The sequence below is a fragment of the Streptomyces sp. NPDC019396 genome (assembly GCF_040632375.1).
GTDB lineage: Bacteria > Actinomycetota > Actinomycetes > Streptomycetales > Streptomycetaceae > Streptomyces.
In genome coordinates this window covers 82,225-93,768 of the sequence record NZ_JBEYBS010000026.1, presented here as the reverse complement: position 1 = coordinate 93,768, position 11,544 = coordinate 82,225, and the positions used below count along the sequence as shown (strand labels likewise).

Sequence of the window (11,544 nt, the reverse complement as noted above, 5' to 3'; positions counted from 1 at the left end):
CCGCCACCACGATCTTCGCGCTGGTGGTTGAGCGGGCTGCACCGCCGCTAGAGCTTGCGAAGTCCACTGAGCACCCTTTCGAGCAGTGTCACGTCCGGCGTACCGCCGGCCTCTCCGTTGCCCGGCTGGTGGATCGCCACCATGCCGGCCTCCGCCAGGTCCGCCACGAGGATCCGCGCCACGCCCAGGGGCATCGACAGCAGCGCCGACACCTCGGCCACCGACTTGACCTCCCGGCACAGATGACAGATCCGCTGGTGCTCGGGCAGCAGCGACGAGAGCCGCGCGGGATCGGCCGTGGTGCTGACCAGCGCCTCGATGGCGAGCTGGTAACGCGGACGGGTCCGGCCGCCGGTCATCGCGTAAGGACGCACCAGCGGCTGGTCGCCCTCAAATCCGTAATCGGTTTCCACACCGTACGGATCGTGAGAGGCGGGGGGCGGGGTCATGAATCCTCCGGGCGTGACATGACAGCAAGTGGTCGGCTGTGCCGTCTGACTGGGCCGGTGGGGGGCCGGGTTTGGGGCGGCCTGACGGTGTGTGCGATAGGACGGTCGGCCGGGAGCGTACCTGGGGGCGCACACTCCTCGCGGCCTCGGCGGGCTTCTAGTGCAGCAGGCTCCCCTGGAGTTCGGCGCGCAGGTCCGGGGTGAGGACCGTGCCCGCGCGGTCGACCAGGAGGGCCATCTCATAGCCCACGAGGCCGATGTCGGCCTCCGGGTGGGAAAGCACGGCCAGCGAAGAGCCGTCCGAGATCGACATGATGAAGAGGAAGCCGCGCTCCATCTCCACCACCGTCTGATTGACCGGGCCGCCTTCGAAGATGCGGGAGGCACCCGCGGTCAGCGAGGTGATTCCGGAGGCGACGGCCGCCAGCTGGTCGGCACGGTCGCGGGGGAATCCCTCGGACATCGCCAGCAGGAGTCCGTCGGCGGAGACCACCACGGTGTGGGACACCCCGGGGGTGTTGTCCACGAAGTTGGTGATCAACCAGTTCAGATTCTGGGCCGCCTGGCTCATCGGGCTCACACTAACGCTCCTGCTGGTGGGTGGGGCCGAGGTCGAAGCTTCCGGTGGTCCCGGAGCTGCCCGCCTGTCGGCCCTGCTGGATACCACGGCGGAGATTGGTCAGCCGGCCGCGCACATCGTCGGGGGCGCGCGACACCTGCGGCCCGGTCTGCTGGGGTGTCTCCTGAGCGGTGCCCGGGACCAGGTTGGCGCGCGGCACCCGCAGGGGCAGACCCGACGTGGTGATCCCGCCGGCCGCGGGCTTGCGCGCCCGATCGGCCTGGCGGACCAGGTCGTCATTGGGCGAGGTGCGCCACTCGGCACCGCTCACCTGATGCTGACCGGTCTGGCCGGACGGCCCGTCGAGACCGCTCTGGCCCGTCTGGCCGGACTGCCCGGCAGGCTCGGCCGCGGGACGGCGCGGAGGCACCGGCTGTGCCGGACGCCCGGTCGACTGCTGGGGTACGACCGGATGGCGGCCGGTGCTGATCGGGCCGGCGTTGCTCTGTCCGGTGCCGCCCTGGCCACCGGTGTCCTGGCCGTTCCGGGCAGCCTGCGCGCCGCCGCCGTGGAACCAGTTGGTCTCCAGCGTGTCGTACAGCGGTGTGCGGCCGTCCCCGGGGTTGCTGGCCGGAGGCAGAGCTTCGGGCTGCGGCTGGGCCGGCAGGCTCGCGGCCGGCTGGCGCGGCGCCGTGGAGCCGCCGGTGTCCCGGCCCCGCTGGCGCGGGGCGGTCGGACCCTGCTGGCCCTGGACCGGGGGACGCTGGCCGTAGTCGGGCCGGGCGAACTGCTCCGTGGCGGCCGGGTCCTGGGAGGGCCGCTGCTGACCGTAGTCGGGTCGTGCGTACTGCCCGGTGGTCTCGTGCTCCTCGTGGCCGCGCGGGGCGTCCAGCGGGGGACGCTGCGGACCGGACGGCTGCTCGTTGCCCCAGCCGGCGGGCTGGGGACGGGGCGGCTGGCCGGCACCCGGCAGCTCGGCGCGCGGGGCACCGCTCTGCGGCAGGTGACGACCGCGGTCGTCACCTGCCTGGGCACCCTGCGGGAAGCCGCCGCGGCCACGATCGCCGGAACCGGAGCCCTGGCCGGTGTCGCCACGGCCCTGAGCGGGCGGACGGCCGCGGCCGCCGTCAGCGGCGAACGAGCTGACCGGCGCGCCGCCCTGACGGGAGGGGTCCTGCTTGGGGGCACCCTGCGGCGGACCACCCTGGGGCCCACCCTGCTGGGGGCCGTTCGGGAGGGGTGCGCCGCCCCGTCCGGGCAGCGCGGCACGCGAGGCGGATCCGGTACCCACCTGTCCGCGCGGAGTGATGGCACCAAGCCGCCCACCGGGGGCGCTGCCGCCTCCGGGACGGTTGCCGGCCAGGCCGCGGTTGCCGCCGCCCTGACCCTGCGGGGCGCCACCGCCCTGCCCGCCGACACCCGGCTTGGCCGGGGCCTTCTTGCCGCCGTGGGCGACATCGACGGGCAGCATGACCAGCGCGGTCGTACCACCGGAGTCGGACGGACGCAGCTGGATCCGGATGCCGTGCCGCAGGGACAGACGGCCGACCACGAACAGACCCATTCGGCGGGACACCGAGACGTCCACGGTCGGAGGCGAAGCGAGCCGCTCGTTGATCGCGGCGAGGTCCTCGGGGGAGAGGCCGATACCGGTGTCGTGGATCTCGACCAGGACACGGCCGTCGGGCAGCGCGTGACCGGTGACCCGGACCTTGGTCTGCGGGGAGGAGAACGACGTGGCGTTCTCCAGCAGCTCGGCGAGCAGGTGCACGAGGTCGTTGACGACACGGCCGGCGACCTCGGTGGCGGGCACCGCCGCCAGCTCGATGCGCTCGTACTGCTCCACCTCGGAGGCGGCGGCACGGAGCACGTCGACGAGCGGGACGGGCCTGGTCCAGCGGCGGCCCGGCTCCTCACCGGCGAGGACGAGGAGGTTCTCGCCGTTACGGCGCATACGGGTCGCGAGGTGGTCCAGCTTGAAGAGCGAGGACAGCTGGTCCGGGTCGGCCTCGCGGGACTCCAGCTCGGAGATCAGGGACAGCTGACGCTGGATGAGACCCTGCGAGCGGCGCGAGAGGTTGGTGAACATCGCGTTGACGTTGCCTCGCAGCAGGGCCTGCTCGGCGGCGAGGCGGACCGCCTCGCGGTGCACGTCGTCGAAGGCCGCGGCCACCTTGCCGATCTCGTCCCGGGAGTGCACACCGACGGACTCGACCTTGGTGTCGACGTCCTGCGGGTCCGACTCGGAGAGCTGCTTGACGAGCTGGGGCAGACGGTCCTGGGCGACCTTGGTGGCGGTGTCCTGGAGCCGGCGTAGCGAGCGGATCATGGAGCGGGCCACGACGAAGGCGCCGACGAGCGACACGCCGAGGACGAGTAGGATCAGCGCACCGTTGATGACGGCGACCTGCTGGGACTCCTGCTTGAGCTCGCGGGCCCTGGTCTCCATCTGGCCGAGAAGGGTCTCCTCGATGGTGTTCATCGCCTGGAGCTTGGTGTCCGCCTGGTCGGTCCAGTCCAGGTAGCCGCGGGGCTGGCCGCGCAGAGCGGTGGCACTGCGCAGCACCTGGGCCGCGTACTTGTTGGCCTTCTCGATCTCGGAGTTGCCGCTCTCCAGCGGGCCGAGCAGCTCTTCGGCGTTCCCGCCGTACGAGGAGTAGAGCGCGACGAACGACTTGGTCTCGGCGTCCTCGTTGGTCCTGGCGTCGACCGCGAGATTGCGGTCGTCGTCGCTCATCTTCGGAGTTCCGGACGCGTTCTTCGGAAGCGCCGCGGCGATCACGGCACGCTGGATCGACGCGTACTCCTTCGCGGAGGAGAACGCGGCCAGCGCCCGGGTCCGCTTGATCATGTCCGGGTTGCTGGTCGCCTGGGCCATGTCCTGGGACAGGCTGAGGAGCGAGTTGATCAGACGGCTGTAGCCCGAGACCGTCCCCGAGACCGACTCGCCGTCCTTGAAGGCCGCCTCGCGCAGCCTGCCGATGTTGTGCACCTGCCCGGCGATCTGGGCGACGTTGGCCCGGATGCTCTCCAGGGCGTCGTCGCCCGTGGGGTCACCCATGCTGTTCACGGCGTCGAGATACGCCGTCTTCTTCTGGTCCGTGACGTCCCGGGGGTGCTTGACGTCGTAGTCGGTGACAGGCGTGCCGTGCCTGAGGGGGCCCGCCGCGTGGTCGCGCTCGTTCTGGAGGGCCTCGGCGAGCGCGGTGGCGTCACGGGTCAGCTCGGTCAGCAGCTGCATGTGCTCCAGCTGCTCGATCTCGTTCATGGACTCGTTGATACGGAGTCCGCCGAGCGTGGTCGCGGCGACGACGGGGAGGGTGAGCAGGGAGACCAGTCGCGTGCTGATGCGCCAGTTGCGCAGGGCTATTCGCGAGCCGGTGTCACCCGGGCCCTTCTTGGGCTTCGGCGTGGCCGGCTCGGGGCCGCCCTGTGCCGTGCCGTGCCGGGCGCCGCCCTGTGCCGTGCGGGAGCGCGCACCGCGATCGCCGCCGTCGCCCGCCGGGGGCTGGGCCTGGCCCTGGGTGTGCCGGGGCGAGGACCCGCGATCGTTCCCGCCGCGAGGCTCCTGTTCAGATGCAGCTTCCCCGTGGCCCTGGTGGGCCTGGGGACGCCCCATGCCATCCCTCTTGAAACGTCCCTGCACTAGCGTCGCAACCTCTGGACCAGGCGCCCCTCCGCATGACGGCGGGGCGGTGTCGGCGTGGTGGGGCGCTCGATGCGCCCCGATGATGGGTCGGTGGTGTGACCGGCGCTTTCCCCCTTCTCCGCCGCCACTCGAGCGCTGTGTCGCGCCCTCGTGCGCCGGACTGAACACGCGGCGGTGCGTGGAATTCCAGCACAGTGCCGGATCTCCAACAAGGGCCGTGTATCGGGCTGTGACCCGGGTGACGTGATGTAGCCACTGTGTCACAAGCCGTGGAAAGCGATCGTGGAGGAATGGGACTTTTACTTACGAGTCGCTTACGGGTGGGGGGTGTCCCAGTCGAGATGATCAGGAGCGGAATGGCTGATTCAGGTATGCAATGTCCGTTTCCGAGGGGTGGTTACGGCTTGATTTCGCTGTCCGGAATGACGGAATTGCCCGGGAGGTCGTGAGCAAACTCACACGTAACCCACAGGCGATTCCGCGCTTTCGCTGGGAACCGGCTGTCTAGCCTTTCGCTTTACACGGACACCCAAACCGACAAGGGCCGACACTCGCGATGAAGACCATGATGTTCCGCACCATAGCCAACCCCCGGCGCACCACCCTGGTGCACCTCCAGGACGCCGGCGAGCTGAGCCCCGCGAACCAGCCGGAGCATTCGGTCGACCTCCCCACCCGGACGGCCAACCCCCGCCGCACCACTCTGATCGACGCCCCCACGGCCCTGTAGGGCCCCGTCCGGGTCCGGCCCGGTCGCGGTCCGTGGCGATGGCGAGCGGTAATACGGCAGGCCGGGTGCCTGCGCCGCGTTAGCCTGGGGCGTCAGACTCCAGCCAGCGGAAACGTAAGGGGCGCAAGGCACCTGTGCGCATCGCCAGATTCTCCATCGACGGCAATGTCGCCTTCGGCGCGGTCGAGGGCGACGGGACCGGTGACCCGGCCGGACTCGTCCTGGACATCATCAAAGGCATTCCCTACACCGACTTCGAGCTCTCCGGGACGAAGGTCCCGCTGAGCAAGGTCCGGCTGCTCCCGCCCGTGCTCCCGAACAAGATCGTGGCCATCGGCCGCAACTACGCGGAGCACGCGGCGGAGCTCGGCCACGAGGTCCCGGACGTACCCGTCGCGTTCTTCAAGCCCACCACCTCGGTGATCGGCTCCGGCGACGCCATCGAGTACCCCTCGTTCTCCCGGGAACTGCACCACGAGGCCGAGCTGGCCGTCGTCATCGGCCGGATGTGCCGCGACGTCCCGCGCGAGCGCGTCAAGGACGTGATCTTCGGCTACACCTGCGCCAACGACGTCACCGCGCGCGACGTCCAGCAGCGCGAGAAGCAGTGGGCTCGCGCCAAGGGCTTCGACACCTCGTGCCCGCTGGGCCCCTGGGTGGAGACCGGCATCGGCCTGGCCGCCGCCGGCGACCTCACCATCCAGTGCACGGTCAACGGCGAACAACGCCAGCTGGGTCGCACGAGCGACATGATCCGCTCCATCGAGGACCTGGTCGTCCACATCACCGAGGCCATGACGCTGCTCCCCGGAGACGTCATCCTCACCGGCACCCCCGCCGGGGTCGGCCCCCTCACCGTCGGCGACGAGGTCGCCGTCACCATCGAAGGCATCGGCACTCTCACCAACAAGGTGATCAAGCGTGGCTAACGCAGCTGTCCGCGTACGTTTCTGTCCCTCGCCGACCGGCAACCCCCATGTGGGCCTGGTCCGCACCGCCCTGTTCAACTGGGCGTTCGCCCGGCACCACCAGGGCACCATGGTCTTCCGCATCGAGGACACCGACGCGGCGCGCGACTCCGAGGAGTCCTACGAGCAGCTGCTGGACTCGATGCGCTGGCTCGGCCTCGACTGGGACGAGGGCCCGGAGAAGGGCGGCCCCCACGCTCCGTACCGCCAGTCGCAGCGTATGGACATCTACAAGGACATCGCGGAGAAGCTCCTCAGCGGCGGCTACGCCTACCGCTGCTACTGCACGGTCACGGAGCTGGACCAGCGCCGCGAGGCCGCCCGCGCGGCGGGCAAGCCCTCCGGCTACGACGGCCACTGCCGCGAGCTGACCGACGAGCAGAAGGCCGTGTACGAGCGCGAGGGCCGCGAGGCCATCGTCCGCTTCCGGATGCCCGACGAGCCGATCACCTTCACTGACCTGGTCCGCGGCGAGCTGACCTTCACCCCGGAGAACGTGCCCGACTACGGGATCGTCCGGGCCAGCGGCGCCCCGCTCTACACCCTGGTCAACCCGGTCGACGACGCGCTGATGGAGATCACGCACGTGCTGCGCGGCGAGGACCTGCTGTCCTCCACCCCGCGCCAGGTCGCCCTGTACAAGGCCCTGATCGAACTCGGTGTCGCCAAGGCGATCCCGGCCTTCGGACACCTGCCCTACGTCATGGGCGAGGGCAACAAGAAGCTCTCCAAGCGCGACCCGCAGGCCTCGCTCAACCTGTACCGCGAGCGCGGCTTCCTGCCCGAGGGCCTGCTCAACTACCTCTCCTTGCTCGGCTGGTCGTTCTCCGCCGACCAGGACGTGTTCTCGATCCCCGAGATGATCGAGAAGTTCGACATCGCGGACGTCAACGCCAACCCCGCCCGCTTCGACCTCAAGAAGGCCGAGGCGATCAACGCGGACCACATCCGCAGGCTCGATGTGAAGACCTTCACCGAGGCCTGCGAGCCTTGGCTGAAGGCCCCGCACGCCAACTGGGCACCGGAGGAATTCGACCAGGCCGCGTGGGAGGCCATCGCCCCCCACGCGCAGACCCGGCTCACGGTCCTGTCCGACATCACCGCCAACGTCGACTTCCTGTTCCGCGAGGAGCCCGTCGAGGACGAGGCCTCCTGGCAGAAGGCGATGAAGGAAGGCTCGGACGCGCTGCTTCGCACGGCACGCGAGAAGCTCGGGTCCGCCGACTGGTCCAGCCCCGAGTCGCTGAAGAACGCGGTGCTGGCGGCCGGCGAGCAGCACGGCCTCAAGCTCGGCAAGGCCCAGGCCCCGGTTCGGGTGGCGGCCACCGGCCGCACGGTGGGCCTGCCGCTCTTCGAGTCCCTGGAGATCCTGGGCAGGGAGCGCACCCTCGCCCGGATCGACGCGGCGCTGGCGAAGCTCACCGCGTAGAACCGCCAGGCGCTTTCGGACAGAGGGGCGGCAGCCGTCACGGCTGCCGCCCCTCTGCGCGCTGCCGGTCAGGGAGGCGGCGCTGCGCCCAGCGCTTCACCTTCGTCCAGGTGCGGGGGAGCCGCTGTGCCGCGAAGACATCCCGGCCGTCGTCCGCCGAGGCCGCGACGGTGGCGGCGAGGTCCGGCGTGCGGCTCAGGAAGCGCGGATCGCGTACGGGTACGGCGGCCCGTACGACCAGGAACGAGACCGGCGGCTCCGGGACCTGGCGGCCGAGGTGGTCGGTGCCCTGCTCGCCGGTCGGGAACTTGCCGAACATCACCCCGACCGGGGCGTAGAGGTTCTTCAGCGCCCAGTGCGGCCACGCCAGCACCTCCCGGCCGGCGCCGAACACCGCGATGTTCTCGCACACCAGCGATCCCCGGGGGCGCTTCGCCAGCCCCCGTACCCGCTCCGCGAACTCCACGCCGAGACGAAACACCTCCGCCTCGACGGCCGAAGGCTCGCCGACCGCCTCGTACACCGTCCAGCCCGTCAGTCCGTGCCGCACGGAGGGTGCGAGATAGGGGCAGTGGACGGACATCGCCGCCACGTACTCCGTGAAGTCCACCGACGCGGGGCCGGTGGTACGGCTGTCCACGAGGCGGAGTGCCCCCGGGCCCTGCGCTGCCTCGGTCCGGACCGTGCTCATCGGCTGCCCGCTCCCGTGTCGAGGGGCGGGACGGTCAGCAGCGGCTTGAAGTAGCCCTCGGGGTGCGGCTCGCCCACGGGCCGGCCGCCGGCCTCGACCCAGGCGTGGGCGGCGAAGGGGTGGGTGCGTACACCGGTGCACCAGGTCGGCCAGACGCCGCGGGCCCGGCACAGCAGCGCGGTGGCGATGGAGCGCTGGAGGCAGTTCTGCCCCGCACAGCGCAGGCTCACCGACACGATCTGGTCGCGAGCGGCCCGCGTCTGAGCGGCACCCGCCTCGGACGCTCCGCGGCGGGCGAGTTCGAGCACGGAGCGCAGCCGCGCCGGCCTGAGGCGGGCGAGCGGCCGGGCGGCGCCCACGGCCAGCAGCGGCAGCAGCCGCCGCCGCAGGGGAAGCCGGGCCCGCTCCGCGAGCGCCATGGACTGGCTCATGAGGCCACCACAAGTTCGGCGGTGTGAAGCTGTCCGATCACGGCGCGGACGTCCTGCTCGGCCCGCCGCGGGTCGATTCCGTGCTCGGTGACGAGACCCGCGGCGATGCCCTCCGGGGTCTCCCCGTCCAGCAGGTGGTGCAGCACCCGGCTGCCGGTGGTGTTGAGCTGCCAGTACCGGCCGGTGCGCTGGTGCAGCAGGACCGTGCCGTCGGCGGTGTCCGCCATGGACACATGGGGGTGGAGCCGCATACGGGTCAGACCTCCGATGGTGCGGTGTTGCCGTCAGGGGACGTGGTGGCCGGGGTGCTGGTGGTGCTGCGGCGGACGGCGGCGCGCAGCCAGGTCTCGCAGCCGATCAGGTTCTCCAGGGCCTGGACGGCGGTGTTGTCCTGCTGGGGGCGAGACAGCCGTCTGCGCAGCTCGCCGTGGTCGATCAGACCGCGGGCCGCCAGCTCCGAGTGGTCGAACATCGCCAGCACGGCGGGCAGGTGCCGGCGCAGGCCCCTCCGCAGGTCCTCGCCGAAGTCGCCCTTCGTCGACCGGGCTCTCATCCCGGCGGGCACGATGCCCCGCATCGCGTCGGCCAGCAGGGGCTTGTACCGCCATGGTCCGGCGTGCTCGTGGGCCGGTACGCGCAACACGGCGTCGAGCACGGAGTCGTCCAGGTAGGGCATGTCCAGCTCCACGCCGGCCTCTGCGTACAGCCGGGCCAGCAGCCGGTAGCCGGCGGTGTTCGAGCGGACCATGAGCAGCATCGTGTGGCTGGCGAGGTCATCGGCGAGCGGGTGCGCCTGCTCGGCCGTGCGCCGCAGTGCCTCGCGGGCCAGTTCGGCCCCTTGCGAGGTCACCCAGGGCGCCGCGCGTATGGGGCCGAGGCCCCAGCCGAGCGGCGGACGCCGCAGCGGCGTCCGCGGCAGGGTCAGCTGGTCGGCCTGGGTGCGCCACCACGAAGCGGGGGTTCCGGGGCGTGCGAGCCCGGCGAGGGTCCGCAGCGGCGGCCAGCGCTTCAGCGCCGACTGCGCCCTGATGTGCCCCAGCGCGGTGAGCGGATGGCGGCGGAGAAACTGGTGCAGATACGACGGCATCGGAGAGAACAGCTCGTCTCCGCCGTGTCCGGCCAGATGCCGCCGGGATCCGCGCTCGGCGAGCAGCCGGGCGCCCCAACGGATCCGGGCGGTGGCCCGGGTCAGGGAGAGGGGTTCCTCCGCCACCCCCGCCGCCTCGGGGTCGGCGAAGAGCTCCGGAAGTTCATGCTGCGGTACGACGACGTGCTCGGCGCGGTCCAGAAGTTCCGCCGCCAGCCCGGCGTAGGCCGTGTCGTCGTTGCCGGCCTCGGCTTCTCCCCAGCGGAAGGTCAGCAGCTCCGGGGTGCCGCGGGCGGCCAGGAAGCACAGGGACGTCGAGTCAAGGCCACCGGAGAGGTCCGCGCTGAGCCGGTTCGGCAGAACCAGCTGGTTGGGCAGGTCCAGCCGTTTCAGCCGGTGTTCCGGTAGAGGACTGCGGTTCAGTACGGCGGTCAGCGCGTCCCGTACCGCCATCGCCCCGTCCCGTGCTGACCGGTCCGGCGCGGGTGGGCGCCACCAGGTCTCCTCCCGCTCGCGGTCGGCGTCCCACAGCAGCGCGTTCTCCGGGGCAAGGGTGCCCACCCCCGACCACGCTGCGCGCGTTCGCCGGATACGGCAGCTGTAAGCCGCAGGCCACGCGCAGGGCCAGGGTCTCCTCGTCGACCCCGCCGCCGGTCATCGCCGCCAGTACGTCGGAGCGGTCCGATGCGACGCGCACCCCGTGCACCCGGGTGTGGAAGACCCGGCGCAGCCCGGAGGCGCTGCCCTGGAACCGGACCTGACCGTCCACCGACGCCACCAGGTGACAGCAACCGAGCAGTTTGGCAACGGCCTGATCGACATCGGAGAGCCGGGAGATACGGGTGGCGAGCCGGTCCAGCTGGTCCGCGGTGACCGGGCACCGTCCGATCACGGCCAGCCGTGCCCGGCCCGCCGAGGCGGTCGTCACCTCGTCGCGGCGCCATGCGCCGACCAGCCACGGCCGACCGGACGCATGGGTGATCACCTGTGCCTTTGCGATTGGTACGAGCGACCGGACCGCGGCACCGGCGTCGGTGTCCGGAAGTACCACGAATCCCGTACTCGTAGCCATCAGGTCGGTCCCCCATGAATGAATAGAGGTGTGTGAATTTGTCTAACGACCAGTCGGAGAAATGGCCGAAAAAACTTCCGCGTGCGGGGGAGGGGGATGGCAGGATGCCCCGGAACCAGGAGGTGGGGACCGGGCCTCGCGCAGGTGAGCGTGCCCGGTGCCCCATCACTCGGTGCGTCGGAATTTCGGCCGACGATTTACCAGAAGTAGTTGAAGAACCAGTCGGGCGATGTTCCGTCCCAGTTGCCCAGCGTGTCCTCGGTGAACTCGCCGACCTCGACCAGCATCGGCGGTACGTAGTCCGTGGTCGTCTGCTCAGCGTGCTCCGTCAAGGCGATCTCCGCTCTTTGAGGCTGCAACACGAAATTGCGGAAGCGAAGTTAGCACTCGGACGATCACGTGAATGTGTCCCCCGTCACACCCGCTGGGAGGTGGAATCTCCGGGGCTCACGGGAGTGCCTGGCCGATGTGTGGTGCCA

The 11,544-nt window shown here is 70.9% G+C and carries 10 protein-coding genes and 2 pseudogenes; 3 read left to right on the top strand and 9 right to left on the bottom strand.

The window, feature by feature from the left end; translation table 11 throughout:
• From ABZ532_RS26245 to ABZ532_RS26230, 4 genes and pseudogenes are all read right to left on the bottom strand, one after another.
• Positions 1 to 67, bottom strand: a pseudogene (locus ABZ532_RS26245) (ATP-binding protein); the annotation flags it as partial.
• On the bottom strand, positions 48 to 449 hold the full coding sequence (locus tag ABZ532_RS26240) for a DUF742 domain-containing protein (protein WP_361288557.1): 402 nt from the start codon (positions 447 to 449) through the stop codon (positions 48 to 50). The gene ABZ532_RS26240 and the pseudogene ABZ532_RS26245, both read right to left, overlap by 20 nt.
• 157 nt (positions 450 to 606) lie before the next feature.
• Positions 607 to 1,020, bottom strand: coding sequence for a roadblock/LC7 domain-containing protein (locus tag ABZ532_RS26235; protein WP_361288574.1), 414 nt, complete (start codon positions 1,018 to 1,020; stop codon positions 607 to 609).
• A gap of 10 nt (positions 1,021 to 1,030) precedes the next feature.
• Positions 1,031 to 4,627, bottom strand: coding sequence for a nitrate- and nitrite sensing domain-containing protein (locus ABZ532_RS26230; RefSeq protein ID WP_361288554.1), 3,597 nt, complete (start codon positions 4,625 to 4,627; stop codon positions 1,031 to 1,033).
• Positions 4,628 to 5,213: 586 nt separating this feature from the next.
• Between ABZ532_RS26230 and ABZ532_RS26225 the strand changes: the two genes are divergently transcribed.
• The 3 genes from ABZ532_RS26225 to gltX all read left to right on the top strand — a co-directional run bounded on the left by ABZ532_RS26225 (position 5,214) and on the right by gltX (position 7,784).
• Positions 5,214 to 5,387, top strand: coding sequence for a hypothetical protein (locus tag ABZ532_RS26225; protein ID WP_361288551.1), 174 nt, complete (start codon positions 5,214 to 5,216; stop codon positions 5,385 to 5,387).
• Between the two features lie 134 nt (positions 5,388 to 5,521).
• Positions 5,522 to 6,316, top strand: coding sequence for a fumarylacetoacetate hydrolase family protein (locus tag ABZ532_RS26220; protein WP_361288548.1), 795 nt, complete (start codon positions 5,522 to 5,524; stop codon positions 6,314 to 6,316).
• Positions 6,309 to 7,784: a glutamate--tRNA ligase gene (gene gltX, locus ABZ532_RS26215; protein WP_361288545.1), complete on the top strand. Its 1,476-nt coding sequence runs from the start codon at positions 6,309 to 6,311 to the stop codon at positions 7,782 to 7,784. Before ABZ532_RS26220 ends, gltX begins: the two co-directional genes overlap by 8 nt.
• A 37-nt stretch (positions 7,785 to 7,821) precedes the next feature.
• On the opposite strand, the gene ABZ532_RS26210 is transcribed toward gltX, so the two are convergent.
• The 5 genes and pseudogenes from ABZ532_RS26210 to ABZ532_RS26190 all read right to left on the bottom strand — a co-directional run bounded on the left by ABZ532_RS26210 (position 7,822) and on the right by ABZ532_RS26190 (position 11,397).
• Positions 7,822 to 8,475, bottom strand: coding sequence for a hypothetical protein (locus ABZ532_RS26210; protein WP_361288542.1), 654 nt, complete (start codon positions 8,473 to 8,475; stop codon positions 7,822 to 7,824).
• Positions 8,472 to 8,906, bottom strand: coding sequence for a lasso peptide biosynthesis B2 protein (locus ABZ532_RS26205; RefSeq protein WP_361288539.1), 435 nt, complete (start codon positions 8,904 to 8,906; stop codon positions 8,472 to 8,474). Before ABZ532_RS26205 ends, ABZ532_RS26210 begins: the two co-directional genes overlap by 4 nt.
• Complete coding sequence (locus ABZ532_RS26200) at positions 8,903 to 9,157, bottom strand: lasso peptide biosynthesis PqqD family chaperone (protein ID WP_361288536.1); 255 nt, start codon at positions 9,155 to 9,157, stop codon at positions 8,903 to 8,905. The genes ABZ532_RS26205 and ABZ532_RS26200 overlap by 4 nt, the downstream gene beginning before the upstream one ends.
• Before the next feature lie 5 nt (positions 9,158 to 9,162).
• A pseudogene (locus ABZ532_RS26195) lies at positions 9,163 to 11,044 on the bottom strand (lasso peptide isopeptide bond-forming cyclase).
• Positions 11,045 to 11,262: 218 nt separating this feature from the next.
• Positions 11,263 to 11,397: a lasso RiPP family leader peptide-containing protein gene (locus ABZ532_RS26190; RefSeq protein WP_361288533.1), complete on the bottom strand. Its 135-nt coding sequence runs from the start codon at positions 11,395 to 11,397 to the stop codon at positions 11,263 to 11,265.
• Positions 11,398 to 11,544: the final 147 nt, after the last annotated feature.

Excerpts from the sequence above, each read along its gene's own strand:
- ABZ532_RS26240 (WP_361288557.1), bottom strand. The coding sequence starts at position 449 with ATGACCCCGCCCCCCGCCTCTCACGATCCGTACGGTGTGGAAACCGAT.
- ABZ532_RS26235 (WP_361288574.1), bottom strand. The coding sequence starts at position 1,020 with ATGAGCCAGGCGGCCCAGAATCTGAACTGGTTGATCACCAACTTCGTG.
- ABZ532_RS26230 (WP_361288554.1), bottom strand. The coding sequence starts at position 4,627 with ATGGGGCGTCCCCAGGCCCACCAGGGCCACGGGGAAGCTGCATCTGAA.
- ABZ532_RS26225 (WP_361288551.1), top strand. The coding sequence starts at position 5,214 with ATGAAGACCATGATGTTCCGCACCATAGCCAACCCCCGGCGCACCACC.
- ABZ532_RS26210 (WP_361288542.1), bottom strand. The coding sequence starts at position 8,475 with ATGAGCACGGTCCGGACCGAGGCAGCGCAGGGCCCGGGGGCACTCCGC.
- ABZ532_RS26205 (WP_361288539.1), bottom strand. The coding sequence starts at position 8,906 with ATGAGCCAGTCCATGGCGCTCGCGGAGCGGGCCCGGCTTCCCCTGCGG.
- ABZ532_RS26200 (WP_361288536.1), bottom strand. The coding sequence starts at position 9,157 with ATGCGGCTCCACCCCCATGTGTCCATGGCGGACACCGCCGACGGCACG.